Origin of the sequence: Methylocaldum sp. GT1TLB (assembly GCF_051027445.1) — a bacterium.
Classification (GTDB): domain Bacteria; phylum Pseudomonadota; class Gammaproteobacteria; order Methylococcales; family Methylococcaceae; genus Methylocaldum.
Map to the genome: position 1 here is coordinate 4,593,550 of NZ_CP194898.1, position 25,965 is coordinate 4,619,514.

The 25,965-nt window shown below is 59.6% G+C and carries 25 protein-coding genes; 5 read left to right on the forward strand and 20 right to left on the reverse strand.

The window, feature by feature from the left end:
* Positions 1-38 precede the first annotated feature (38 nt).
* The 20 genes from ACR2R1_RS20215 to ACR2R1_RS20310 all read right to left on the reverse strand — a co-directional run bounded on the left by ACR2R1_RS20215 (position 39) and on the right by ACR2R1_RS20310 (position 18,806).
* Entirely contained in the window at positions 39-1,262 is a 1,224-nt protein-coding gene (locus tag ACR2R1_RS20215) for an ABC transporter permease (RefSeq protein ID WP_205781123.1), read from the reverse strand.
* The gene (locus ACR2R1_RS20220; protein ID WP_156879626.1) at positions 1,259-1,978 is read right to left on the reverse strand and encodes an ABC transporter ATP-binding protein; all 720 of its coding nucleotides are present in this window, start codon (positions 1,976-1,978) and stop codon (positions 1,259-1,261) included. The genes ACR2R1_RS20215 and ACR2R1_RS20220 overlap by 4 nt, the downstream gene beginning before the upstream one ends.
* Before the next feature lie 4 nt (positions 1,979-1,982).
* Positions 1,983-3,116, reverse strand: coding sequence for an efflux RND transporter periplasmic adaptor subunit (locus ACR2R1_RS20225; protein ID WP_434111669.1), 1,134 nt, complete (start codon positions 3,114-3,116; stop codon positions 1,983-1,985).
* 36 nt (positions 3,117-3,152) lie between these two features.
* A complete protein-coding gene (locus tag ACR2R1_RS20230) occupies positions 3,153-4,673 on the reverse strand; it encodes a TolC family protein (protein WP_086134955.1) in 1,521 nt (506 codons plus the stop codon).
* Between the two features lie 6 nt (positions 4,674-4,679).
* Positions 4,680-5,120, reverse strand: coding sequence for a periplasmic heavy metal sensor (locus tag ACR2R1_RS20235; RefSeq protein ID WP_077727853.1), 441 nt, complete (start codon positions 5,118-5,120; stop codon positions 4,680-4,682).
* Positions 5,117-5,548 (reverse strand): hypothetical protein, encoded by a 432-nt coding sequence (locus ACR2R1_RS20240; RefSeq protein ID WP_434111671.1) that lies wholly within the window; start codon positions 5,546-5,548, stop codon positions 5,117-5,119. The genes ACR2R1_RS20235 and ACR2R1_RS20240 overlap by 4 nt, the downstream gene beginning before the upstream one ends.
* Before the next feature lie 10 nt (positions 5,549-5,558).
* Positions 5,559-6,251, reverse strand: a complete 693-nt coding sequence (locus tag ACR2R1_RS20245) for a sigma-70 family RNA polymerase sigma factor (RefSeq protein ID WP_434111673.1) — start codon at positions 6,249-6,251, stop codon at positions 5,559-5,561.
* Positions 6,252-6,418: 167 nt separating this feature from the next.
* Positions 6,419-7,228 carry an RMD1 family protein gene (locus ACR2R1_RS20250; RefSeq protein WP_240502348.1) on the reverse strand — a complete coding sequence of 270 codons (810 nt, stop codon included), beginning with the start codon at positions 7,226-7,228 and terminating at the stop codon, positions 6,419-6,421.
* Positions 7,229-7,247: 19 nt separating this feature from the next.
* Positions 7,248-7,652 carry a DUF1992 domain-containing protein gene (locus tag ACR2R1_RS20255; protein ID WP_077727855.1) on the reverse strand — a complete coding sequence of 135 codons (405 nt, stop codon included), beginning with the start codon at positions 7,650-7,652 and terminating at the stop codon, positions 7,248-7,250.
* A gap of 17 nt (positions 7,653-7,669) precedes the next feature.
* Positions 7,670-8,455: a ParA family protein gene (locus tag ACR2R1_RS20260; RefSeq protein ID WP_077727856.1), complete on the reverse strand. Its 786-nt coding sequence runs from the start codon at positions 8,453-8,455 to the stop codon at positions 7,670-7,672.
* 405 nt (positions 8,456-8,860) lie between these two features.
* A complete protein-coding gene (gene chrA, locus ACR2R1_RS20265) occupies positions 8,861-10,222 on the reverse strand; it encodes a chromate efflux transporter (RefSeq protein ID WP_434111675.1) in 1,362 nt (453 codons plus the stop codon).
* 290 nt (positions 10,223-10,512) lie between these two features.
* On the reverse strand, positions 10,513-11,103 hold the full coding sequence (locus ACR2R1_RS20270; RefSeq protein ID WP_434111677.1) for an RBBP9/YdeN family alpha/beta hydrolase: 591 nt from the start codon (positions 11,101-11,103) through the stop codon (positions 10,513-10,515).
* A gap of 15 nt (positions 11,104-11,118) precedes the next feature.
* Positions 11,119-12,213 (reverse strand): sulfate/molybdate ABC transporter ATP-binding protein, encoded by a 1,095-nt coding sequence (locus ACR2R1_RS20275; protein ID WP_434111679.1) that lies wholly within the window; start codon positions 12,211-12,213, stop codon positions 11,119-11,121.
* 90 nt (positions 12,214-12,303) lie between these two features.
* Complete coding sequence (gene cysW / locus ACR2R1_RS20280; protein WP_434111680.1) at positions 12,304-13,182, reverse strand: sulfate ABC transporter permease subunit CysW; 879 nt, start codon at positions 13,180-13,182, stop codon at positions 12,304-12,306.
* Between the two features lie 19 nt (positions 13,183-13,201).
* Positions 13,202-14,020, reverse strand: coding sequence for a sulfate ABC transporter permease subunit CysT (gene cysT / locus ACR2R1_RS20285; RefSeq protein ID WP_434114284.1), 819 nt, complete (start codon positions 14,018-14,020; stop codon positions 13,202-13,204).
* A 135-nt stretch (positions 14,021-14,155) separates the two neighbouring features.
* Positions 14,156-15,013, reverse strand: a complete 858-nt coding sequence (locus tag ACR2R1_RS20290) for an EAL domain-containing protein (RefSeq protein ID WP_434111682.1) — start codon at positions 15,011-15,013, stop codon at positions 14,156-14,158.
* A 185-nt stretch (positions 15,014-15,198) separates the two neighbouring features.
* Entirely contained in the window at positions 15,199-16,242 is a 1,044-nt protein-coding gene (locus ACR2R1_RS20295; RefSeq protein ID WP_434111685.1) for a sulfate ABC transporter substrate-binding protein, read from the reverse strand.
* A gap of 37 nt (positions 16,243-16,279) precedes the next feature.
* Complete coding sequence (locus tag ACR2R1_RS20300) at positions 16,280-17,827, reverse strand: porin (protein ID WP_434111688.1); 1,548 nt, start codon at positions 17,825-17,827, stop codon at positions 16,280-16,282.
* A 140-nt stretch (positions 17,828-17,967) separates the two neighbouring features.
* Complete coding sequence (locus ACR2R1_RS20305; RefSeq protein ID WP_077727870.1) at positions 17,968-18,159, reverse strand: YezD family protein; 192 nt, start codon at positions 18,157-18,159, stop codon at positions 17,968-17,970.
* Positions 18,160-18,455: 296 nt separating this feature from the next.
* On the reverse strand, positions 18,456-18,806 hold the full coding sequence (locus ACR2R1_RS20310; protein ID WP_347258620.1) for a hypothetical protein: 351 nt from the start codon (positions 18,804-18,806) through the stop codon (positions 18,456-18,458).
* A 345-nt stretch (positions 18,807-19,151) separates the two neighbouring features.
* Here ACR2R1_RS20310 and ACR2R1_RS20315 point away from each other — a divergent pair, with 345 nt between their 5' ends.
* The 5 genes from ACR2R1_RS20315 (at position 19,152) to ACR2R1_RS20335 (ending at position 25,957) form a co-directional block, all read left to right on the forward strand.
* Positions 19,152-20,438 (forward strand): oligosaccharide flippase family protein, encoded by a 1,287-nt coding sequence (locus ACR2R1_RS20315; protein ID WP_077727872.1) that lies wholly within the window; start codon positions 19,152-19,154, stop codon positions 20,436-20,438.
* Positions 20,439-20,554: 116 nt separating this feature from the next.
* Entirely contained in the window at positions 20,555-22,000 is a 1,446-nt protein-coding gene (locus ACR2R1_RS20320; RefSeq protein WP_434111692.1) for a sensor histidine kinase, read from the forward strand.
* 7 nt (positions 22,001-22,007) lie between these two features.
* The gene (locus ACR2R1_RS20325; protein WP_077727874.1) at positions 22,008-23,402 is read left to right on the forward strand and encodes a sigma-54-dependent transcriptional regulator; all 1,395 of its coding nucleotides are present in this window, start codon (positions 22,008-22,010) and stop codon (positions 23,400-23,402) included.
* A 488-nt stretch (positions 23,403-23,890) separates the two neighbouring features.
* Positions 23,891-25,561, forward strand: coding sequence for a SulP family inorganic anion transporter (locus ACR2R1_RS20330; protein ID WP_434111694.1), 1,671 nt, complete (start codon positions 23,891-23,893; stop codon positions 25,559-25,561).
* Positions 25,562-25,573: 12 nt separating this feature from the next.
* On the forward strand, positions 25,574-25,957 hold the full coding sequence (locus tag ACR2R1_RS20335; RefSeq protein WP_077727876.1) for a hypothetical protein: 384 nt from the start codon (positions 25,574-25,576) through the stop codon (positions 25,955-25,957).
* The last annotated feature ends 8 nt before the right edge of the window (positions 25,958-25,965 follow it).

Genomic DNA, 25,965 nt, shown 5'->3' on the forward strand with positions numbered 1-25,965 from the left:
TATAGATCGCGAAAATTAAGGCGGTTTACCCACGTTCATCACTGATACCGCAACGCCTCGATCGGCCGAAGTTCGGCCGCCTTGCGGGCGGGATAAAACCCGAAGAAGATGCCCACTGCCGCGGCGACGGTGAAGGCGAGCAGGATGGACCAGAGGGTGACGACCACGGTCATGCCGCCCAGGCTGGCGGCGAGCCAGGCCCCGGCGAACCCGATGGCGGCGCCGATCAGGCTGCCGGCCAGGGAGATGATCAGGGCTTCCAGGAGGAATTGCAGCAGAATGTCCTGCCGCCGCGCGCCGATGGCGAGGCGGATGCCGATTTCGCGGGTCCGTTCGGTCACCGAGACCAGCATGATGTTCATGATGCCGATGCCGCCCACCAGGAGCGATACCGAGGCAATGGCGCCCAGCATGACCGACATGGTGCGGGTGGTTCCGGCGGCGGTTTGGGCGAGGGCGGTCAGGTTGCGGACCGTGAAATCGTCTTCCTGGCCCGGCCGGATGCGGTGCCGGGTGCGCAAGAGTTCGATCAGGCTTTTCTCCGCGCGCGGCATCGCTTCGCTGGAGCGGGCTTTCGCCATGATGAACCGGACCATCCCCGGGAACGGATTGCCGAACAATTGGCGCTGCGCCGTCGTCAAGGGCACCATCGAAGTGTCGTCCTGATCGCGTCCGTCGAGACTCTGCCCTTTGGGTTCCAGGACGCCGACAACGAGGAACGGGCTGTTCTTGACGCGGACCGTCTTGCCGACCGGGTCCTCATTGCCGAACAGGTTTTGAACGACGGTCTGCCCGAGCACGATCACCCGCGTCGCCGAGCGTACGTCGCTGTCGGTGAAGACGGTGCCGGAAACCGGATGCCAGTCGCGCACTTCGAAATAGGCCGGGGTGGTGCCCATGATGGAAGTCGCCCAGTTGTTGGGGCCGTAGATCACTTGCGCGATGTTGGAATAGGCGGGTGCGACCGAGGCGATCTCGGGCAGTTCGCCGATGGCCTGGGCATCGGTGACGGTGAGGGTGGGCACGGTTCCGCCGCCCATGCGCACGCCGCCCGAGGTCGACGAGCCCGTCAATATGATGAAAAGATTGCTGCCCATCGAGGCGATCGCTTCGCTCACCATGGCCTGGGCGCCCTGTCCGATCGCCATCATCAGCACCACGGCGCCGACGCCGATGATCATGCCGAGCATGGTGAGCGCGCTCCGCAGCCGGTTGGCGCCCATCGCCTGCAGCGCTTCTTCCAGTAGGGTGCCGAACATCATGAATGTACTCCTCCCAGAATCTCTTCCACCGGACCGTCCTCGGCGATATGCCCGTCCACGACATGAATCAGGCGCTGGGCATGGCGCGCCACGTCGGGCTCGTGCGTCACCAGGACGATGGTCAGGCCCTCGTTTCGATTGAGTCGTTCGAATAAAGCCATGATTTCTTCGCTGGTATGGGTGTCCAGATTGCCGGTGGGCTCGTCCGCCAGAATCAGCTTCGGCGAATTGGCCAAAGCGCGGGCGATGGCTACCCGCTGTTGCTGTCCGCCCGAGAGTTGCGGCGGCCGATGGCCGACACGGTGGCCGAGGCCCACTGCTTCGAGCAGCTTCCGCGCGCGCGCCTCGCGCTCTTCGCGTCCCACGCCGGCATAGAGAAGCGGCAACGCGACATTGTCCTCGACCGTCTTCCGGGGCAGCAGGTTGAAGCCCTGGAAGACGAAGCCGATGGTGCGGTTGCGCAATGCGGCCAGTTCATCCGGCCCGAGTCGGGCGGTATCGGTGCCGTTCAACACGTAACGGCCGTCGCTCGGAATGTCGAGGCAGCCCAGGATGTTCATCAAGGTCGATTTGCCGGAGCCCGAAGGCCCCATGATGGCGACGAACTCGCCGGCATCGATCGTGAAGTTCAGACGATGCAGCACGGGTACGGTTCCGGAATCGCCGACAGGATATGTCTTGACCAGATCGACGACTTCGATGAGTGACGGAGGCATACCCTTAATGCATCCTGACCCTAAAGGAGCCGCCGGTACCGCCGCTGCCTCGGCCCGAATCGGCAGCGTCTTTTCGCTGGTCTTCGGTGACCAGCGGATCGTCTTCCTTGAGATCGCCTTCGACCAGTTCCACGAACTTGCCGTCGGTGATTCCCGTGCGCACCGGGACGGCCACCGGATTTCCTTCTTCCAAGCGATAAACCGCCTTCCCCTTGGGCTTGGGGGTTTTCGTGTCTTCCGCGCCTTCCGTCGGCTCGTAGCGTAGCGCGGCCACCGGCAGCCTAAGTACATTCTTGCGCTCGTCGACGACGATGGTGACGAAAGCCGTCATGCCGGGCATCAGGATCTCGTCAGGATTGTCGACATCGATTACGACGTTATAGGTCACGACGTTTTGGAGAACCTGCGAGTTCAGACGGATCTGGCGCACGGTTCCGACGAAATCCCGTCCCGGAAACGCGTCGACCGCGAAATGTACGGTTTGGCCGACTCTCACCTTGCCCACGTCCGCTTCGGCGACCGTGGTGTCGATCTGCATCTTCTTCAGGTCCTGGGCGATGGTGAAAAGGGTAGGGGTCTGGAAGCTCGCGGCTACGGTCTGGCCCACATCCACGTTCCGCGACACCACAACGCCCGATACCGGCGAGACGATCACGCTGTAGCGCAGATTGGTCTCGTCGCGATGCACCTGAGCGGTGGCGGCGGCCACTTGCGCCCTGGCCGCACCCAACGCCTGTATCGCCGCATCCAATTCGGCGCGGGAGATATAGTCCTGCCCGAACAGGGCGCGAGCACGCCGCTCGTTGGCCTCCGCCAGCTGCAAAGATGCGCGGGCATTGGCCACGTTGGCGCGGCTCTGATCGAGCTGGGCGCGGAACAGGGCCGGGTCCAATTCGGCAAGCACCTGGCCTTCGCGGACTCGATCGTTAAAGTCGGCGTGGAGCGTCTGGACCGTACCGGACACCTGGGTGCCGACGTTGACCAGCACCACGGGATTCAAGGTTCCATTGGCGGAAACGGTTTGCTGGATATCGCCCCGGGCGACCGGAGCCGTGCGGTAGGCGGAGGCATCGGCGGCATACCGGTTCTTGTTCCACAGTACGAATCCGCCGGCGACCAGGGCCAAGATGAGCAACAAGATGAAGAGTTTCGAACGCGACATCATGAACCTTGATTAAGGGAAATTGGTCTTTTTTTCCACCGCCCGCGAACTGGCGCCGATCTCGGTCGGATCCAGAGCGCCTATCGCCTGCGCGAGGCGGGCTTTGCCGATGTGCCAGTTATAGCGGGCCTGGACGTGCTGCAAGCGGGCATTGGCAAGATCGGCTTCGGCGTTCAGAAGTTCCAGAATGCTGCCCGCTCCGGCTTTATAACGGCCCAAGGCTACCTTTTCCGCCTGGGTCGCGCTTGCCAAGAGATCGTTCGTGCTGGACAGCGTTTCCCGCGTGGTATTCAAATCGAAATAGGCGCGCCACACGTCGAGAGCGATCGTTTGATCCAATTGATCGCGGGTGGCTTCCTGGACCGATACCTGTTCCTCGGCGCTCCGAATCTGGTAGGTATTGGCGAATCCGGTGAATAGCGGCACGCTGAGTTGCAGACCGACCGACCAGCTTTGGAAGCTTTGCGAGATGCTGGAATCGCTGTAGGCGTAATTGCTCACCAGCGAAACAGTCGGCAGGCTCCCCGAGCGCGCCGATCTTACATTCGCCTCGGCCGCTCGGACCTGGGCCTCGGCCGCAGCCAAATCCGGACGCAACGCTTTCGCTTCTTCGATCAAGGCTTGCACGTCGCGTTCCCGTTCCGCATCCGGCTCGATGAAGGCGGGCGGCTCGATGTCCAACGACGCATGGGGCTTGAGGCCCATGGCGTTGGCCAGAACTCCCAAGGCATTCTGCGCGTCGCCGGTGGCTCTCTGGCGGTTGAGTTTGGCTTGCGCGTAGGCGGTTTGAGCTTGCAGCTTGTCGGCGAGAGCTGCCGCGCCGACCTCGTAACGAAATGCCGCCGCTTCGAATGCTTCCTCGCTGGACCGTTCGGAAGCTTCGGTGGCTTCGAGCGCCGAGCGGGCCGCGAACAACTGGTAATACGCTTGCACTGCGGTGAATAGCACGTTCTGCAGCGTCGATGCGTGGCTCCAGTTGGCGGCATCGAGCGCCGCCCGCGCATTTTCCAGTCGCGCGGATCGGCCGCCGAAATCGAACAGCAGATAGTTGAGGCTTACCGAGGGCGTGATCCGGAATTGTTCCCTGCCCCCGAAGGTTCCGCCACTAACCCCCGTTCCCAGGGGGAAGCCTTGCAATTGGCTTTGGGATACGCTTCCGGAGCCGGTCTGGCCGTATGAGGCCGTGGTGTTCAGGTTGACGGTAGGGAGGTAGGCGGCTTCCGCCACGCCGAACTGGGCCGCCTGAACCCGTGCGTTCGCCCAGGCTTGGCGGGTTTGCGGATTGTGGCAAAGCGCCTGGTCGATGATTTCGAGCAAGGACCAGGCTTGGCCGGCGCGTGCATCCGCCGGGCAGGGATCGCCCAGTCCGGGTTTCCGGACCGATCGCGCCGGAGTCGGAGCCACGGCTTTGCGAGTGTCCAGGGGATCTTCGAGGAACGGCGGACGTTCCGCCGCCGGCAAATCGTCGGCCAAGAGCATGCCGGCCAACAATAAGAATCTCAGCCCGGACGCGGGGCGTGGTCTGGCATTCATGCGTTCTTAGCGTTCGGGTTTTTCGAGCAAGCGCCGGCGTCCCTCACCCGATAATTCGGGCGCGGCCGTCAAGATCACCGTGTGCAGCGTGGTTTGCAGGGCGGTCATAGCATGGTCGCTCCGCTCCAATGCCGCTTCGAGAAGGTGCCGGTCGAACGGCTCGGCTTGGAGCGTCCGTCTGACCTCGTCGCGGGAGGCGCGCACCGCCTCGATGCGAGATACGAGTTCCGGCCGCTGCGCATCCAGGATGCTGCGGAACGTCGAGGCATCGTGCTCCGGCAATCGTGACGTGAACCGTTCTTCGAAAGATTCGATCGACAACCACGGACGCCGGTGCGTGTGTTTATAGGTGCCGACGCCGAGCCAGGCTGACAGAAACACGTTGAGTAGGAGCGAGCCCAGAAGAATCCAGGCGGTGGTTCGGGACGACAAGCTGAAAGGCTTCATCGATCGCTGAAATCCTCTTGCATGGGGGTAAGGGCAGCCGTGTTGAGCCAGTCCTCGGAGGTCGTGCCGTTGATTCCGCCGTACCAACCCAAAAGACAACCCATGATGAGCGCGAGACCGAAGGTGGCCACGCCCGGCCAATACGACGCAAACGGCCAAACGACGATGTCGGTCGGCGGCGCGATAGCGGAAACGGGCTGCTGCGGCAATGCGAGGGCTCGTTGGCAGATATGTTGCGCAAGCTGCTCGGATGGCGTTTCGATGCGCCAGAGATCGAGCAGACGGTCGATGCGCTCGGCCTCGGTGCGTTCTGCTCGAAAGTGCGAAGAGCCCGCCAGCCGGCGCCAGATCCCATGCGGCTTTGTCGGCCAACGCCGGGTATCGGCGCCGAAGGCGGCGAAATGATGTTTGAGGCGGGTCAATAGCATCGGACTCCTCCTAAGTTCGGATCAATGGGGCCAGACGTTCGCGTAGTGTGCGGCGCGCCCGGACCAGCAAAGCTTGCAAAGCGCCCACCGAGATCTCGAGAATTTCGGCGGCTTCGGCATTGCTGAACCCCTCGTAATAACACAGAACCAGGGCGCTCCTCTGGCGCATCGGCAGTTCCTCGACCGCCGAGGCGATCTGTTCGGCCTGCTGTTGCTGAGTCAGCACGGATTCCAAATCTGCGGCTTGGATAAGCGGTTCGTCGTCGCCCCAGGGCTCGTATCGGTCCCTGCGGCGGCGATCGATGCACAGATTGACGACAATCCGTCCCAACCAGACGGCGAAAGTGCCCTTTTGCGGGGACCACGCCGCGGCGTTTACCCAAACCCGCAGAAAGGCTTCCTGCACAACTTCCTCGGCCTCGGCCGATACTCCGCTGATCCGCCGCGCCAGCGCATACATTCGGGGCGTGTGGCGGTGCACCAGTAAGGAAAAGGCGTCGTGATCGCCTTGAGCGACCCGACTCATGAGGATTTCGTCGCGGATCGATGCGGTATCGCCGTTCTGCTCCTGTCGGCGGGACTGAAATCCGGTTCCGGATGTCATGATCGAGCAGGACAAATCGTTCACGACCAGTTGCTGTTTAGGTACGCCGATTCGATCGGAACGGCGGTGAGTGGATCGGCGTCCCCGATAGGCGAGCATCGTAGGTCGGCAATCCTTTGCCGACGCATGTATCGGCAAAGGATTGCCGACCTACCAAAAGAGATTGGTACCGGGGAAATTCGCGAAAACGCTTTCATATCTCTATATACGCAGGTACGGGAAAAAACCTGCGCGCGCTGAAATATCGGAAAACGGGGGCAGGACGGTCAGAAGAACTTCTCGTGCAGAGACAGGATGACTTCCATCACGATGAGAATGACGATGTACCACTCCACGCGGAGCGTCTGGCGGCTGTTGACCAGGTCCAGATAGGTTTCGGCGGTGCGGGAGATCAGTTCCAGCTTGCGCGATAGCGCCAGATCCCGATCACGCAGTTCGTATTCGTAGGCCAGCCTCTCATAAAGGCGGTCGAGTTCGATGTCTTCCCAGGTGATTTCCGGCTTTTCGGTGACTTCGACGCGGCCCACGGTCCGGGTCAAAATCAACAAGACGTTGCCGATTTCGTTGAGTATCTCTTTCTTGTCCCGGGCGGGGCCTAGGCCCTGGCTCAGGCGTTCCGCCAGCCGCTCGACGCGGTCGAAGACCTCTCCGACGCTGCGTTCGTAATAACCCAGCACGCAGCTTTTCGCCAGCACGTGGGCGACGACTTGCAGTCGGCCCGTAGTCGCTTCGGTAAGACTCAATCGCCCATTTGTATCGAAGCGCTCGGGCCGGTCGGGATCGATGATGATGTCTACCTCGTCCGATTCGGGGTGCGCAAACGGATTTTGGACCGACGGTGCCAGGCGCTCGAGGATTTCCGTTTCTTCGGATCGGGTGAGACCGACGAGCACGACGACGCCGAAGCGAAAAATGAGGCTGTAACCCCTTGGACCCACCAGCATGGTCAGCGGTCCCACGGCGAGCCGACTGCCGCGCTCCAGATCCCGAATATCGATGCGGGTCCCGAGAAACCAGGCCCGTGCGCGTAAAAGTTGGGCGGCTTCGGTCGCCTTTTGAATGTCCTCCGTTTGCACCGGCTCTGGTCCTTATAGGCTATTCATCGCGTTTCGAAGCGGTATGCCGCTCGCCGAATTTTTCGGCGACCTGCTTGTAATAACGGTCGTGCAGCGCCAGGTTGCCGCCGCGCATTTCTCCCAGCCGCTGCACGAGCAGATGCAGCCGATTTAAACCCTCCCGGTATTGCGCCGATGAATCGTCGCACAGCTCGATCAGTCGGCCGACGTCTTCGATCTCCCGCCGCAAACGCACTTCCTCGGGAACATAGCCGGCGTTCTTGAGAACCCGGTACGCCATGCGCAGATCAGCAGGCACCAGGGCCAGTTCCTCTTCGTCGGGTACGGGTTTGCCGGCGCCGGGCAAATCGTTCAAATCGCCGCGCGCGATGGCCTCCCGGATTTTTTCTTCCGCGATTCGATCGAGAAATGCGAGCGTACTCATGGGGCTATGGAAAAACCTTAGTGATGCCTCTCGTGAATTTCCCGGTGCAGTGCCTTGTATTCCTCGGAGAGTTTGTGCTCCGGCGCGTAATGGATCAGCGGCTTGGATTCGCTATGGGATTCGCGCACCTTCACCGAGGGCGAAAGCTTGGTCTGCAATACCGGATGGCCTTCCGAGATCAGCTGGTTGACCAGTTGCTGAGGCAAATTGGCGCGGCCCTGGAACTGGTTGACGATGATGCCTTCGATTTCCAGCGCGTCGTTGTGGTCCGCCTTGATCTCGCCGATCACGGCCAGCAGGTTGTACAGCGCTTCCCGCGAAAAGGCGTCGCAATCGAAGGGAATCAGGCAGCGCCGGGCGGCGATCAAGGCCGATCGGCTGTAGAAGTTGAGTACCGGCGGCGTGTCGATATAGATGCGCTCGAATTCGCCGAGAGCATCCAGCGCCTCGCGCAGCTTGTAAATCTTATAACGGGATTCGAGCCGGCTCTGCAGCGGTTCCAATTCGGGATGCGAGGGCACCACATAGAGGTTAGGGAACGGCGTTTCGTGTATGGCGCTATCCAGCCCGGTGTTCGGGCTCTTGCCGAACAGGTTCAGGCTTAAGGTGTCCTTGAAGAAGTGGGCGATGCTGGCGTCCGGATCGGCCACCTTCTGGCCCAGCAAATAATGGGTGGAGTTGCCCTGGATATCGAGATCGACAACCAAGGTTTTCTTGCCTTCGGCGGCGCTGATGGCGGCGAGATTGCAGGCAATCGTGGACTTACCGACGCCCCCCTTTTGATTGAAAATAACGCGGCGCATAGGAATTCTCTTGATGAATGGGTAAAAACTGTCCAGAAAAGTATAGAGAACAATAGCATCCGATAGCTAGGGAAACCCCGAACAAATGAGGAAGCCGTTTGTGTCCGGCCCGCGTCTCGCACCCTTCCAATCGCAAACGGACCTTTAGTCGGTCCCTTCCAATCGCAAACGGACCTTTAGTCGGTCCCTTCCAATCGCAAACGGTGTCTCTGGGCGCGCCAGAGCTGCCCTTCCGACAAAGCCCTTCGCCGAGCCGATACGTCGGCAAGGGATTGCCGACCTACATATCCGAATCCCTTACACCGATTCGGAAAACGCTCTCTGGGAGCGCTAGAACGACCCTTCCAGGAGCGCCGGAGCCACCTTTTCAATCGCAAACGGTCGCTCGGAAACGCCGAAACCCGATCAAAGAACCGCGAGCCGATAAACGAGACCCGCCATGGCACAAATACCGATCAGAGGAATAACGCCCAGCTTGAAGCGGAGCAATGCGATCGCCGAGGCTAGAGCGATTCCCACGGACAGCCAATCGACAGGGCCGTTCAGGCCGTTCGGCCAGAACAGGTGATAGGCGAAGAACACGGCAAGATTCAATATCACGCCCACCACGGCGGCGGTTATGCCGGTCAGGGGCGCGGTGAACTTGATGTCGCCGTGGGTCGCTTCCGCCAGCGGCCCGCCCAGCAGAACGAGCAGAAACGACGGCAGAAACGTGAAATAGGTCGCGATCACCGCCCCGGCGGCACCTCCGAGCAAGGGCGCGCCGTCGATCAAATCCTTACTCCAGCCGGCCAGGAAGCCCACGAAGGTAACCACCATAATCAAAGGACCCGGCGTGGTTTCTCCCAATGCCAGCCCATCCATCATTTGGGGAGCGGTCAGCCAGTGGTAATGCTCGACCGCCCCTTGATAAACGTAAGGCAGCACCGAGTAGGCGCCGCCGAAAGTCAGCAGGGCGGTTTTGGTGAAGAACCAGCCCATCTGAACGGCATCTCCCTGCCAGCCCCGATCCTGATCCAGGAGCGCCAGGATTCCTCCCCACGAAATCAGTCCGACGATCGCCAGGGCCATCAGCCTCGGCCGGGACAGCCTGGCGTGATCCGGCGTCGGCGTGCGGTCGTCTATGATCGATGGACCGAAGTTCTTGTCGGGGTTGCCGTGATCATCCGCGGCCCGGAAAAATCGCGGTGCGAGACGTCCGCCCAGGGCACCCAGCAGGGCCGCAGCCAGAATGATGGCGGGGAAAGGAACGGAGAGCACCGAAATGGCAAGAAAGGCCAGCACGGCGATGCTCCAAAGGACGCCGTTTTTCAGTGCCCGTGAACCGATGCGATAGGCGGCGAAAACCACGATCGCCACCACCGCCGGCTTGATGCCGTAGAGCACGCCGGCAACCGCCGGCAGACTGCCGAAAGTCATGTAAATCCAGGACAGCAGGATCAGAATGGCCAGAGAGGGCAGGATGAACAGGACGCCGGCGGCGATTCCGCCTCTGAGGCCATGGAGCAGCCAGCCGATATAGGTGGCCAGTTGCAAGGCTTCCGGCCCCGGCAGGAGCATGCAGTAGTTGAGGGCATGAAGATAGCGCCGCTCCGAAATCCAGCGCCGCCGTTCCACCAGTTCCTGGTGCATGATGGCGATTTGCCCGGCTGGCCCCCCGAAGCTGATGAAGCCCAGTTTCAGCCAGAACCGCAAGGCTTCGCCGAAGTTGACGGTGGGATTTTCGTTTGTAGCGAGGTATTCGATCGGGCCGTTTTGCTGATCCATTATTATCCGAGAAACGGCAGTTGGACGTGACGGAGTGTGCGGCGGGCGGGTCGCCTGGCAAGGCGCGACGCCGCCGCGGGGTAGTCTCCCGCAAGAAGGAGCAACGCCGCCAGGTGGCCCGCCCGCCGTGCAATCGGGTGCGTAGCGGCTTCACCCAAAAGGTGAGATTGATGCAGGGCGGGACGTTCAGGATTCATCGGGCTTTTCTGGTGCATCGAAGCGGTCAACTGCCGTTTCTAGGATTATTGGTGCCGAAACCTTGGGCGACCCAATAACGGCCGCGACATATTTTAACCGTCTATCAACCGGCGCAGCAGTTCGAATCCTTCTTCCCAATCGTCCAAGCCGCTCGATGCATTGATATGTCCGCACGGCGCGATCTCGACAAGTTGGCTGCCCCAAGCCGCCGCACAACGCCGAGCGTAATCCGGGCTGCCGTAGGGATCGTCGGGACTGGCGACGACCGTACTCGGGAATGGGAGGCTCATGCGGGGCACCGGCGAAAAGCCTACGGCTCCACTTGGAAAAGTCGCCAAAGAGGGATCGGGAGGTGCGACCAGCAATGCGCCATGAATCGAACGCCCCATCTGCTGGGCCCAGTGGGCAACGAGGAGACACCCCAAGCTGTGTGCAACGAGTACGGTGTGCGGTCCGGATTCCGATACGGCGATTTCGAGTTGCTCGATCCAGTCGCCGCAAACCGGATTATTCCATTCTTTTTGTTGAACCCGGCGGAACTCGGGATGCTTGATTTCCCATCGGGTTTGCCAGTGTTCGGACCCGGAGTTGCCGATACCGGGAACTATGAGTACCGGGTTTTGAATGCGAACCTCAACTATCGGTACAACGTCTCGTCGGACGGGCGCAGGTCGATAAGCCATGTCGATGATCCCCGGCTACCGATTGACGGCTTCCAGCGTCGTTTCCCGCTTCGTGTTGCCGTCGAATGTCCTAAGGCGCTTCGGCTGTAAGTAAACTTTATCGCCTTCGCTCAAGCCTTTGCGGCCGAACTGGTCGCGGGTCAGTTCGACTTCCACGGACCCGCGATCGTCGATGCGTTCCAGTTCGATGCGCACGGTGGCTCCCAGCGGACGGATATCGCGTATCTTGGCGGCGATGGTGCCGGTGCCGCCGCCGTCTCGCAGGATCTCGATTTCATGGGGCCGTACGTAGAAGATCGCCGATTCCGGATGATCGGAGCCGCCGGTGAGGTCCACCTCCGTTTCGCCAATACGGGCATGGCCGTCGTGGATGCGGCCGTGGAACAGGTTGACGTCGCCCAGAAAGTGGTAGACGAAGGGCGTTTCCGGGTGGTCATAAACTTCGTCGGGCGTCCCGATCTGCTCGACCCGGCCCTCGTTCAGCACCACCACGCGGTCGGCCACTTCCAGAGCCTCTTCCTGATCGTGGGTGACGAACACGCTGGTGACGTGCAATTCGTCGTGCAAGCGTCGCAGCCAGCGGCGCAAATCCTTGCGGACCTTGGCGTCGAGTGCGCCGAACGGTTCGTCGAGGAGCAGCACCTTGGGTTCGACCGCCAAGGCTCGGGCCAAGGCGATGCGCTGGCGCTGGCCGCCCGACAACTGGCCGGGATAACGGTCGGCCAGCCAGTCCAGCTGCACCAGGTTCAGCAAGTCGTGTACCTTGCGCCGGATTTCGCTTTCCGAAGGTCGCTGACCTCGCGGCCGGACCCGAAGACCGAAGGCGATGTTCTCGAATACCGTCATGTGCCGGAACAGGGCGTAATGCTGAAACACGAATCCGACTTGCCGTTCCCGTACGTGGCGGTTGGTCGCATCCTCGCCGTAAAACAGGATAGAGCCCGAATCGGGTGCCTCCAGCCCCGCGATGATGCGCAGCAAGGTCGTCTTGCCGCAGCCGGAAGGCCCCAAGAGCGCCACCAGTTCGCCGCTGCCGATGTTCAAGGTAATGTTCTTAAGAGCCTTGAATCGGCCGAAGGATTTTTCCACGTCGTTGATTTCTATGCTCATATCGGAGTGCTCCTGGATTTTTGTAGAGCGGCTTAGCAGGGATGGACCTTCTGATTCGGCGGGTTACGCTGCGCTAACCCGCCCTACGACCTACCATCGATCGACGGTCTGCTGTTTGATGCGCCATTCGAGAATGCTCTTGGCCGCCAGCGTCACCAAAGCCAGCAGCGCCAGCACGGAAGCCACCGCGAACGCCGCGGCGCTGTTGTATTCGTTGTACAGAATCTCCACGTGCAGCGGGATGGTGTTGGTCATTCCCCGGATATGGCCGGACACCACCGATACCGCGCCGAATTCGCCCATGGCGCGCGCGTTGCAGAGAATCACGCCGTAGAGCAGGCCCCATTTGACGTTGGGCAGGGTGACGCGCCAGAAGGCCTGCCAGCCGGAGGCGCCCAAGACGATCGCGGCTTCCTCTTCCTCGGTGCCCTGCGCCTGCATGAGCGGAACGAGTTCGCGGGCTACGAACGGAAAGGTGACGAAAATCGTGGCCAGGACAATGCCGGGGACGGCGAAGATCAGCTTGATGTCGTGCTCTTGCAGCCACGGGCCGAGCCAGCCCTGGAGTCCGAACAGCAGCACGTAGATCAGTCCCGAGACCACCGGCGATACCGAGAACGGTAGGTCGATCAGGGTCATCAACAGGCTTTTTCCCGGAAATTCGAATTTGGCGATAGCCCAGGCGGCAGCGATGCCGAACACCAGGTTCAGCGGCACGGCGATGGCCGCCGCCAAGACCGTTAGCCACATGGCGGAAAGCGCATTGGGCTCGATCAGCGCGGCTCCATACGCAGCCCAGCCTTTGCCGAGGGCTTGGGTGAATACGACGGTCAGCGGCAAAAACAGAAAGCCGAACAGAAAAGCCAGGGCCAAAGCGATCAGCAGCCAGCGGACGAGCGCCGGCTCGCGATTCGTACGGCTGGCGGTACGGGTTCGGCTGATCGATGAAGGGAGGGCAATCGAAGACATTTGGTATTCCTTGCAAATGTTAAGCGCGGCGCAGTTGGCTCCAGCGCTGGAGCCCGTTGATGGCCAGCAGCAGGCCGAACGACACGATCAGCATGGACACGGCCAAGGCCGTGGCGCCGGCGTAGTCGTACTGTTCCAGCTTGGTGATGATGAGGAGCGGCGTGATTTCCGAAACCATAGGAATATTGCCGGCGACGAAAATGACCGAACCGTACTCGCCGACGGCGCGGGCGAAGGCCAGGGCAAATCCGGTGAGGAGCGCCGGCAGCAGCGTCGGCAGGATAACCTTTTGAAAGGTCTGCCAGCGATTGGCGCCGAGGCTGGCCGCGGCTTCCTCCAATTCGGTCTCGAAATCCTCCAGGATCGGCTGAACCGTGCGGACGACAAAGGGCAGGCCGATGAAGGTCAACGCGAGAATCACGCCTAGCGGCGTGTACGCGATCTTGATCCCCAAGGGAGTAAAGATCTGGCCGATCCAGCCCTTGCTCGAATAAAGTGTCGCCAGCGCGATGCCGGCCACGGCGGTCGGCAAGGCAAACGGCAAGTCGACGAAGGCGTCCACGAGCTTTTTGCCGAAGAAGTCGTAGCGGACCAGAACCCAGGCCACCAGCAGCCCGAATACGGCGTTAATGCAGGCACCGGCCAGCGCGGCCCCGAAAGTCAGCTTGTAGGAAGCCAAAACCCGTGGCGCGGCGATGACGGCCCAGAATCCGTCCCAGCCCAAGGTGACGCTTTTGAGAATGGTTGCCGACAGCGGCACCAGCACGATGAGACTCAGGTACGTTAACGTGAATCCCAGAGTTATCGAAAAACCGGGCAATACGCCATGTCTTTTCAGCATCGCCGAGCACACTCCCACTAGCTCTCAGGTTGTTTTCTTGTACGATAACAGTAAACGTTTATTCTTAAAACGAATAAAAAGAAGTTTGCTTGTAACTAAATATTATTAAACGCCTGTGCGGTCGATCAACATTCATCCGATGCAATCGGCGAGGCTCCGCTCCACCCCCCGAACGGCATTCCGTTCGTAGTAGCTTCCTTTGACCAAATCGGCCTGTAGCAGCTTCGCCACATCGGCATCGGCCTCGCTGTTGACGCCCTCGATCAATAACTGCGTATCAAGGCGGCGAACAGCCGACAGCAGGGAAGAGCGCCGTCGGTAATTCTCGGCATCGCGGGCCAATTTCGGGAAAAATCGGGTGTCGAACCGCACGAAATCTGGCGTGAAGCGGTAGAGGAATTCGATGCAATACCGCTCAAGGAAGCTTTCGCCGGCGCGGTCGTCGAATTTGATCGCGGTCGAGTAGCCGCGGTCGCGGTAGTTTCTCAGCCTTTCGAGCAACAGAATCAGATGGCGGTCGTAAATGGGGCTGATCTGCAGCGTGATGACCACGCGGCGGGTCGAGAGGCCGCAGCGTCGGATGATCTCTTCGAAATAAGCGCCATGGTCCCGTTTCACGGCGAGGACATGGCGCGGGTGCACGTGCAGGAACAGGTGTCCGTCCTGGTGGGCGACCGGCAGGTAGTTGAGCATGTGAACCGTGCGGGTCAGACGGTCGAGGTTCACGATGTTGAGAGCTTTATCCGCGGCCGGGCCGTGAAGCGGCCGATTCGAACCATTCGTCTCGTCCGGCACGAACGAGGATGCATCGTGGCCGATAACGAGCACTGGCGATTCGGCAAGCCGCACCGGTTGGAGAATACTGCCGACATGCAGATCCCCGAGATATCCTTCGACCCGCGTGCCTTTAAGCCGGAGCGGCGGACTGTTAAGTCCTTGCTCTTCGGCGAAGCGCTGATTGAAATATTCCACGAGTTGTCGCAGAGGCATGGGAAAGCTCCTTTGCATAAGGAAGCTCTGAACAAGTGGATTCCGTTCATGGTTCGACAAGCTCAGGACAGGCCTGTCGAAGGACTTAATCAGAGATTCCATAAAGTAACCACAGAGGCGGCAGACGGTCCCGGTCTGCCAGCGGGTTTAAGGCTCTGGAACCTAACTGTCCTTTCCTGGAATGCTTAGCGTCCTGAGCCGTAAATCTGATCGAACACGCCACCGTCCGAGAAATGTGTCTTTTGGGCTTTGTTCCAGTCGCCGAAAACGTCGGAGATCCTGAACAGTTCGATCTTTTTGAATTGATTGCCGTATTTGGCCAGGATCTCCGGATCGCCGGGCCGATAGAAATGCTTTGCGGCGAGATCCTGGCCCTCCTTGCTGTAGAGATATTCCAGATAGGCTGTTGCGAGCTCTTCCGTGCCGTGGCGCTTGGCCACCTTATCCACCACCGTAACCGGCGGTTCGGCCAGAATGCTGAGGGACGGCGTGACGATCTCGAACTTCTGTCTGCCGTGTTCCGTGCTGCTGGATCGGCTGTATTCCTTGAGTATCAAATGGGCTTCGTTTTCCCAGGTGACCAGTACGTCGCCGATTTCCCGCTCCGCGAACGTAACAGTCGAGCCGCGCGCTCCCGTGTCCAATACCGCCGCATTCTTGTAGATCTTCTGTACCAGGTCCTTGGCGGCTGCCTCGTTTCCGTGCTTTTTAAGTCCGTAGCCCCAGGCGGCGAGATAGATCCAGCGGGCGCCGCCCGATGTTTTCGGATTGGGCGTGACCACCGAAACGCCGGGCTTGGCGAGGTCGTCCCAGTCCTTGATGCCCTTGGGATTTCCCTCGCGCACCAGGAACACCATGGTGGAGGTGTACGGGGCGCTGTTATTGGGCAGACGCGACTGCCAGTTTTCCGGAATCAGCTTGGCTTTCTGATACAACTGGTCGACATCGTAGGCCAGGGCCAGCGTCACCACGTCCGCGTCCAGCCCGTCGATTACCGCGCGCGCCTGCTTGCCGCCGCCGCCGTGGGATTGTTTGACGGTAACCGTGTCCCCGGTCTTCTCGCGCCAGTACTTGGCGAAGGCCGCGTTGTATTCTTCGTAAAACTCGCGGGTTGGGTCGTAGGAGACGTTAAGCAGGCTGACATTAGTGGCTTCGGTTACGGCGGAAGCGGCCAGCGCCGTGCCGAACAGCAATGCGCGCAGCGTGTTCGTAATATTTTTCAATTTCATGAATTAACTCCTTGGGTCAAGAGGCAGGGGAAAATGATCAGAACACCAGCTGGAACCGGGTTGCGAAGACTTTTTCCGTGGGGCGGTCCCTCCCGCCGGCTGCGCCGCCGTCGAAATAAGTCTGCTCGTAGTCGGCCATGAGCCGCGCATTCCGGGTGAGGAACCAGTTCACGCCCACCGCCCAGGCGGTCGCCTTGCTGACGGATCTGGATGGATTGACGTACACAAACGTATCGTCATCGATATCCAGTTCGCTCCAGCGCGCCGCCACTTGCCACGCGCCCCACTGGCCGTTAAACGGATTGAAGGCTTGCCGCGGTTTCACGCTCTGAAACGTGTTGTCCTCGCCGGTGATCACGTAAGACGCCTGAACCTGCCAGGCGGTGTTGTCCTGTTGAATCCGTCCGGTTTGGCCGTTTCGGCTCCCCAGCAATTGATGCGACGACAGGACATACTCGCCCATCAACCCATAGGGCCCGTAGAACCAATACGCCTGCGGGTAAATACGGTAATGGTCGCCGTCGGCGACGAGCGAGCTTGTGCCGGTTGTCAGCTGGCCATAATCCAGGATCCTGTTCTGTCCGATCGCGCTGTTTATGTTGACCAGCGCTGCCCGTTTGGGCAGTTCCCAACTGCCCGCTATGCCGATTCCCAGACCCTCGAGTGGGGCGATCCCGCTGTGCTGGAAGGGGTGTGACCAGAGCCGTCCGGCAAACTCCTTGTCGTCGTCGATATCCGTGTCGATGGAGCCGTTATCGCCCGCGCCGTCGAAAACACCGAGCTGGTAGCTGAAGAAATTCTTGAAATCCACTGGTCCCCCATACTCGACCTGGTAGCCGGGCTTGGCGAATTCGCCGTGGAGCATCACGCCTATGTCGCGGTTACTGGCGAGATAAGTCGGGTAGGCGCGCTCCAAAAACGTACCGTCGGAGTCGCCTTGCAGCCGTTCCAAGCTGATGGGCGTTTTCTGTTTGCCGAAGTTGAGGCTGGCGAAATGGAAATAGTGAGCATCGATGAAGGCGTCCGCCAGAATGGTTCGGCCGTTGCCAAAATCGGGCATGATCTTGAAGTCCAAGTACTTCCACAACGTACCCTCCAGCCAGATACGGGCCTGCTTGAGCTCGAACCTGTCCGCAAGAAATCCGGTGCTGGCACCCGCAGGCGTCCGGTTGTCATCCATAAAGAATTTGTAGTCGGCCTGCACCGAACCCCTCAGGCGCACGATATGTTCGTTATCGGGCGAAACGAATCGGATGCCATTGGATCCGGCCTCGAGCTTCGGCGTCTTTTTTGCGTTTTCGATGGCGACCTCGTCGGCCACCTCGAGCTTGCGTTCCAACACTTTCACCTTTTGGTTCAGCGCCTTGATATCCGGTTCGGGCGCCGTCGATGCGGCCGTAGGCTGCTTCGAACGCAGCTTCTGGTTTTCCGTCTCCGAGGCTTCGAGTCGTCTTTCGAGTTCCAGGATGTGGCGTTCCAGCTTTTCGAAACGCTGTTCGGCAGTAATGGCCGAAGCTTCGGGTGCGAACCCCAGCCAGGCGCTGCCCACCCCCGCCGCCCACAGTAAAGACCATCGGTTTTGCATGATCGTGACCCCTTATCACATTCAGGCAGTTCCGGTGATCCGGTCAGCGTGCCGAGTCGTATTTTTCTTGTTGAACCTCCGGTGAACCGGTGGGCTGATTTCGATAATGGAAAAAAGAATGTGTACTGCTGATCGCTGTCTTAGTCCGCGGACGCGGCGGGACAGGCGAGATTGAGGCGAAGCTTTTCCTTGCGTTCGATCTGGACGATGCGTCCGTCATGCACGATGATCTCGACCGAGCCAAAACGTAGCCCCTGCAAGGCTTCCAGGATCTTTTGGGTTGTCAGCGATGTTTGTGAAGCTTGATAAGGCAAACGGTTGTTGAGCGTCATAGCGCAAGCCTTGGCTATTTTCCTGTTTAGTCTTTATCCTACGGTTCCGCGTTCGGGCGCCTTGATTCCGTGTGCTTTGTGAGGGACAAGGCCATGCTTCCGAATCGTCGTTGGAGGCATGTTAACAGCGAAGGTTAAAACGAAAAAGAATAAAAAATATAAAACTTATAACTAATGATAATAATAAAATCCAAGCTGTGCGGCGGCAGTCGAGGCAGGCATGTGAGGAAATGAGGCAAGCAGACGGAACAAAGAGCCGAACGTTTCCGGCGAATAGATCGGCCGCGAGGTTTTGATTATTTGTTTGATCGCTCCTTCATCTCGGTACCTTGTTCCATAAGTTTTTGGATATGTTCCTGCATCATATCCGGATCGTGCGGGGACGTCCGAATCTGGAGGAGTTTGAGGTGCTCCAATTTGAGACGCTCCCGCTCCTCGTCAGTCTTGGCATCTCGAATCTGGTGCATCAGGTCGTGCATTTTCAATAGATACTCTTGCCGCTCTTTCAGACGTTTTATCTGTTGTTCTCCTCCCTGGATTTCAGGCGAACCCGCCTGTGGTCGAGCCGGTTTTTCTTCCGCCAGAAGGAGTGGATTCAAGACGCACAAGCCCAGGATAATCGCCAGGGCTTTTCCTGTCTGTTTCATGATCATGCTCCGTTTTTCGGGGATGTCGGCGTCGTTTCATCACGTCTTCCTGACTTAGACGGCGCCGAAACGGCGCGATTCGATTTTGACGAATGTTTGAAAAAGTTCTTTTAGGGAAAACCTGGGAAGGCCCCGATGATTTTGTCGAATGTCGAATAATTATCGAGCCGATACTGGCATAATAGAAATCTGGAGACCATGCGCCAAGGCGGCTCTTTTAGGGCAGTCGATTGCCGAATTTCATCAGTCGGTCATAAAACAAGCAAAACATCCACATCGATGACCAAAAACAAAATCGGCTCGAACGGATTGGCCGGAACTCCACGATAACCCACACTCGCATTCATGCTGACTCAGTCCTTATCGCGCGCTGATTATTCCGGCTCTCTGATCTTGTGCGTTCTTGCGTTGGTGAATTATCTGCTGTTTTACGTGATCAATATCACGCTGGCGCGCAACCTTTCGGTTCGGGATTTCGACGATTTCAGCGTAGCGCTGTCCGCCATCACCATTTTGTCCACCGTGGCCACGCTCGGACTCGACAAGTACGCATTGCGCTGCATTCCGGTTTATCGGGAGAGAGGAGATTGGACGCGCAGCTTGGGGTTCTGGACCTTCTCCCTGCGTACGATCGTACTTTTCAGCCTACTCCTCGCCTTCATTGGGTTGATGCTCGGCATCGCCTCGGGAGCGAATTCTCCCATCGCCCTGGTCATTCTCGTCCTGTTCTTGCCCGCCATCGCCCCCGCCTTGTTTCTGGTCGAGGTGGTTACGGCGAACGGCAGGCAAATCGAGGCGGTCATGATCTACCGCTTGCTTTTGCCGACCAGCTTTCTTTTTTTCGTCTACCTGATTTTTCTATTCGATTTGCCGATGACGGCGGTCGGCGTCGCCTGCGGTTATGGCTTGGCCTGGCTATGGACCCTGAGTGCGATACACCAGTTGGCCCGGCTCACGATGCCGGAAGATACGTGGCGGGCTCGGCCCGACTTTTTGAGGGCCAAATGGGTGCGGCGGGCGGTGCCGCTGTTGCTGAACAGTTGGATGTTGAGCGTGATGGCCGGATCGGGAGTGATCGTCTTGGAACTGCTCTATCCGTCCGATGCGATCGTGGGCACCTATGCCGTCGCCGCGCAGACCGGCACTTTCATCGTGCTTCTGGCCAATACGGCGAACCGGTTTTATCTGCCGCTGACGTCGATGTTCATGGAGCGCGCGGACGGCTTGTCCTTGCGGCGTTTGATGCGGCACAGGCTAATGGTGGTGGGCGGGCTGGCGATCGCTTTTCTGACCGTCGTCGTGGTGCTCGGACAAACCATTCTCGACTGGTTCGGCCCCAATTTCAGCCATGGCTACGAAGCGCTGTGCGTGCTTGCGGTGGGCGCCTCGGTCAACGCCATTTTCTCGGATTCGCCCTATTACCTACAGTTTATGAAGCAGAGCCGCAGCGTATTCGTTTCCACCAGTTATGCGGTAGTCATCAATCTGGTACTCGGTTTTTATCTGTCCGAGCGATTCGGCGCGGTGGGCGCGGCTTACGGCTACTCCTTGTCGATGTGCTTTCTGTTTGTCCTCTTGCGTTATCAGACGCGTCGACACTTGAATGCCGTTGGCGGACAGATCGCTTTTTGAAGCGAGCCTCGCTCTCTGGGCTAGAATACGCAGCCTGAACGACCGGCTGCCGCCGAATCATGGGCCGGGGGACAGAATCAGAGCATGGGTATCTTCGCGCCTTTGAGAATCAGACCGTGAAACCATTTTCCTATCGCTATGCCCAAGTAAGGGGCTGGGCGCTGCTCGGCCTTTTGCTGTTGGTGCTCGTCCTCCTCGGCGGCATGATTTGGCGCAACCTGGAGCGGTTTGAAACCGTGCGCGCCTACGTCGGCTACGCCCATCATATTCAGGAGGTCGCATTCAAATTGCAGGACGCGCTGACGGGGTACTTTACGACCGGGTCAAACCGCCGCTTGCATGCGCAACAGCTTTCCGAGCTTTCCACCCGGCTTGCGGAACTGGCGCGGCATGATTATCACGTCGCGGCCGATACGCCGAACAAACTGACCGAAGTCAGCAGACTGATCGTCGAAATCAGCCGGGAGCGCTTGCCTCCGGAGAGCCAGGAAGCGCTCTTGCTGCGCGCACTCAAAATAACCAGCGCCATGCTGGACCAAGAGACACTGGAGCGGGAAAGATTGGTGGAGGAGATCGGCCAGGCGACCCGTACCGAAATCTCGCTGGTATTCGGAGTACTGGCGGCCATTCTGCTGTTCGGGGGAGTGTTCTTCCGCCGCCAAATCCTGGCGCCGCTGAACAATCTCAAGGAACTGCTGCTGCGCCTCGCCCACGAAGATTTCACGCCGATCGAAACCGCGCGGATCGACCCGCTCTTGCTGCCGGTGTTCAATAGCTATAACGATATGGTCAAGCGTCTGGCCGAGCTGGAGGAAGTCAAGCGCCACCACGCGGAATCCCTCGAAGCGGAGGTGCGCGCGGCCACGCGGGCCTTGCTGGAGCAACAGGCCAGTCTGTCCCGTACCGAACGATTGGCGGCGGTCGGCGAGCTGGCGGCCGGTATCGCCCACGAATTGCGCAACCCTCTCGCCGGCATCCAGATGACCTGCGTCAATCTCCGCAACGAGATCGACGATACCGAACAGGCGGAGAGGGTCGATTTGATCATCGCCGAGCTGAAGCGGATGGGACGGCTCCTCAACGAACTGCTCGATAATGGCCGACATACCCCGGCGCCCGTTGCCGAATGCGACGTCGGCGTGTTGATCCGCGAATTGGTGACACTGACCCGTTACCAGATCCAGCCCAACATCAGGCTCGATTGGAGCGCATCGAACGATTTGGTCTGCCGGCTGCCGGGATGCCGTCTGCGCCAGACCTTGCTCAATCTGATTCTGAACTCGGCGCAGGCTATCGGAGATCAAAACGGAACGATAGAAATTTGTGCCTGTCGAGGGGAGGACCACGTTCTCCTTACGGTGACCGACGATGGGCCTGGGTTTCCCGAGGAGATCCTGCAAACCGGCATTCGTCCTTTCGCAACCGGGCGGCCCGGCGGTACCGGCCTCGGTCTGGCCATGGTTCAGCGGTTCGCGCGCGATCTGGGCGGGCAGCTGGATATTTCGAATGTCGAGCCCCGTGGAGCTCGAGTGAGTTTAACGCTTCCTTGTCAATGGGTCTGAGTTTGTCGTGCTGAATACCTTGCTGATCATCGAAGACGAAGCCTTGTTCGGCTCCGAACTGACGCGCCACTATCGCAAGGCGGGTTGGGAAGTGGAATGGGCCAAAGACCTCAAGGATGCGAAAGAGTTGCTGCTAGAACAGGGATTCGAGCCGATCTTGATCCTGTCCGACATGAATCTGCCGGACGGCAACGCTCTGGATTTCATGGAATCGCTTCAAGGGCAGATCGCCAATACCGAATGGCTGCTGCTCACCGGGTACGGGAGCGTGCCGGATTCGGTGCGGGCTTTGCGCCTGGGTGCGTACGACTTCCTCGAAAAACCGTGCGAGATGTCGCGGCTCGACTTGGTGATCGCCGCCGCCGCCCGCAGCGCCCAGGCCCAAAAGCGCCTGGCTCAGCAAGTCCGCCAGCGCTATCGCCGTTATTCGCCGGAGGCCTATGTCGGCAAGAGCCGAGCGGCGCAGCGGGTGCGCGAGATGTTGACGCGCTTGACCCAAGTGCCTTTCAGCGCCTTGATCATCGGCGGCGAAACCGGCACCGGCAAGGGCCTCGCGGCCCGCATCCTGCATTATGGCGGGAAACGGGCGGAAAACCCGTTGATCGAACTCAATTGCGCGGCGCTGCCGCGCGAGCTCCTGGAATCCGAATTGTTCGGGCATGAGGCCGGCGCATTCACGGGCGCCCTGTCACGGCACCGGGGATTGATCGAACAGGCCGAAGGCGGCACCTTATTCCTCGACGAGATTGGCGAGATGGCTCCGGATCTTCAGTCCAAACTCCTCAAGGCGATCGAGGACCGGAAAATCCGCCGGCTGGGCTCGGAGAAGGAAATCTCGGTCGATGTGCAAATCCTCGCGGCAAGCCATAGGGATTTGGAGGACATGGTCAAGCGCGGCGAATTCCGCGGCGATCTTTACCATCGCTTGAGCGTGTTCAAGCTCACCCTGCCGCCCCTCAGGGACATCAAGGAGGACTTGGAAGATTTGGTGGAGCTTTTCGTGGCCGAGTTCAACGCCAAGGCCGGCAAGCACGTCAAGGTGGTTCCGGAAGCGGCCTGGGCGGAATTGCGGGCGCACGACTGGCCCGGCAATGTACGGGAATTGCGGAACGTCATCGAGCGTTGCGTGCTGTTCGCCGAGGGGCCGCTGTTGCCGGTCGAATGGTTGCAGCTGCGCCGGCACGGCGAAAAAGGAATGCCGGGCATCGATGCCGCGAGCGCGGACGGATTGTTCATTCCGCTCGACGGGAGCATGGCGTTGGACGATATGGATTGCTACATCATCCGAACCACCCTGGAGCGCCACGACGGCAACGTCACCGCCGCCGCCCGCGCCCTCGGCACGACCCGCGAAACGCTGCGCTATCGCATCCGGAAGTACGGGCTGAAAGAATCGAGCTGATCCGGCTATCGGCTTTCAGCACCGGCACGAGGCTAACGCGTCCCAGTGCCGGTACAGGACCTCGCATTTTGCCGAGCTGACTGGTTTTCGTTCCGTTTCCGGTTTCTGCTGGCCGGTTTGCCGGAGCACTCTAAGTTCGATTGTACGGTGAGGGAGCCGACGTAGTGCCGGCTTTCGGCAAGCGTCTTGAATCCCTCTCGATTCCCCTGTGCAAAAGAGGGCGGGCGGAATGGTTTTCATCCCGCCCGTTGCCGTGTCCGCACAAGCATGATGAAAACTCTCGCCCCGAACGACTGGGAGAGGTTCATTCGGTGACCCGGATGCGGTTCAAATACACCGCCTAAGCGGGTGGCCTTGAACCAGTCCACACTTAAATACCTCGCCAAAATAAGTCATTTATATTAAAAATCAATAAGATATAATTTTTCTGCATCTGGCATGGAAGTCGCTTCACCGGACTCGGTTAATGCAGTTTTGTGAGTGCGACTATGGTTTCGAGCCAAGCTTTGCGCCGGGTGCCCCGAACCGGTCTGCCGGGGTTTAGAGACCATTGGCGATCGGATCTCGTATCCGGCTTTTTGGTGTTTCTCATCGCTTTGCCTCTGTGCCTCGGCATCGCCATGGCCTCCGGATTTCCGCCCATGGCGGGGGTCATCAGTGCCGTGATCGGCGGGGTTGTGGTGTCCAGGATCAACGGCTCTCACGTCACCGTCAACGGTCCCGCCGCCGGACTCATCGTAGTGATCCTCTCGGCGGTCCAATCCTTGGGCCAAGGCGATGCCATGGCGGGTTACCGCTACACTCTCGCCGCCATTGTGATGGCCAGCGTTCTGCAAATTCTCATGGGCCTCTTGAAAGCCGGGAAGCTCAACGCCTATTTCCCGGCCGCGGTAGTGCACGGCATGCTGGCCGCCATCGGGATCATCATTATGGCCAAGCAAATCCACGTGATGCTCGGAGTGAAACCGGAAGACGGCGAAATACTCTCCGCGATCGCCGGGATTCCGCGCAGCGTGATGGCCGCCAACCCTGAAATCGCCCTGATCGGATTGCTGGGGCTGGTTATTTTGATGATCTGGTCGTGGGTCAGAAATCCGTATCTCAGGATGATCCCGGCCCCCCTGATCGTCATCGTCGTCGGCATGGCCCTGGGCCGGTATTTCGACCTGGAGCACGAACATGTCTTCCTGTTCCTGCCGCACCACGAGTACACGATAGGGCCGAGGTTCCTGGTCTCGATTCCGGAAGACGTTCTGGCGAGCTTTTACTTTCCGGACTTTTCGAAGATCGCGACGGTCGAGTTCTGGGGAGCCGTGATGTCGATCGGCCTGATCGGAAGCCTCGAATCGCTCCTGAGCGCCACGGCCGTTGACAAGCTCGATCCTTACAAGCGCCGTTCGGACCTGAACCGGGATTTGACCGCGGTAGGCGTGGGGAACCTGCTATCCGGACTGATCGGCGGGCTCCCGATGATCGCCGAGATCGTCCGTTCGTCGGCGAATATCAACAACGGGGCGAAGACCGGCTGGGCCAACTTTTTTCACGGCCTCCTGCTGGGCCTCTTCGTGGTGTTTTTTCCCCATGTCATCCATGAGATTCCGCTGGCGTCTTTGGCGGCGCTTCTGGTGTACACCGGCTTTCGCCTGGCTTCGCCCCGCCAGTTCGCCAAGACCATGGACATCGGCAAGGAACAGTTGGCGCTCTTCTGCGTCACGATTGTGGGCATTCTGACGACCGATCTATTGGTGGGGGTTGCAATCGGCATTGCCGCCAAGCTGATGATCCACATCTTTCGCGGCGTGGAACTCAAGCACCTGGCCAGGCTCGATTATGCGTTGAAGCAAACATCGCCCGACACTTATCACATCAGGATCGGCGGCTCGGCGATCTTCTCCAATTTTCTGGCGCTCAAGCGCGTGGCGGCGGAATTGCCCGCCGGTCAAACGGTGATCTTCGATCTGGCGGACGCTTACCTCATCGACCATACGGTGATGGAGTTCCTCGATCACTTCCGCCACGACTATCGCGACCACGGCGGCGAATGCCATCTTGCCGGTCTCGAAAACCACGAACCCTACGCCGACCATCCCTTGGCCGCACGGCGAAGGCGGCGGCCCATGGGGCGCCGGATCGTCTTCAAGATCGTCAAGAGCAGCTGATCCGGGAACGAAATGACCGCCATACCCCTCGCTCCGCTATCGATTCCGTTGGTCCGGTTCGCCGAGCCTCTTACCAAGGCGCTGGAAACCGAATACCAGGCCGAACGCATCATCGCGGCGCTGCGCCGCTGTCCTCAACGCAGGATCGAATTGGATTTCACCGGGCTTACCGATGCCAGTTTGGCGTTCTGCGACGAATTTTTCCGGCTTGCGGAGCGCGAACTTCCGGAAACCTGGCTGGTGCCCCGGCATTACGTTCACCCGTATCCGTGTCTGGTTCACGAACTGGTGAGCCGTTTGGAGCGATTGCGTGAAAAGACCTGGATCAAAGGGTGCGAATCGTTCATGACCGGAGCGGATCCCGGTCAGCGAGGTCATCGAACTTCCGCTGTTTGAGGCTCCGA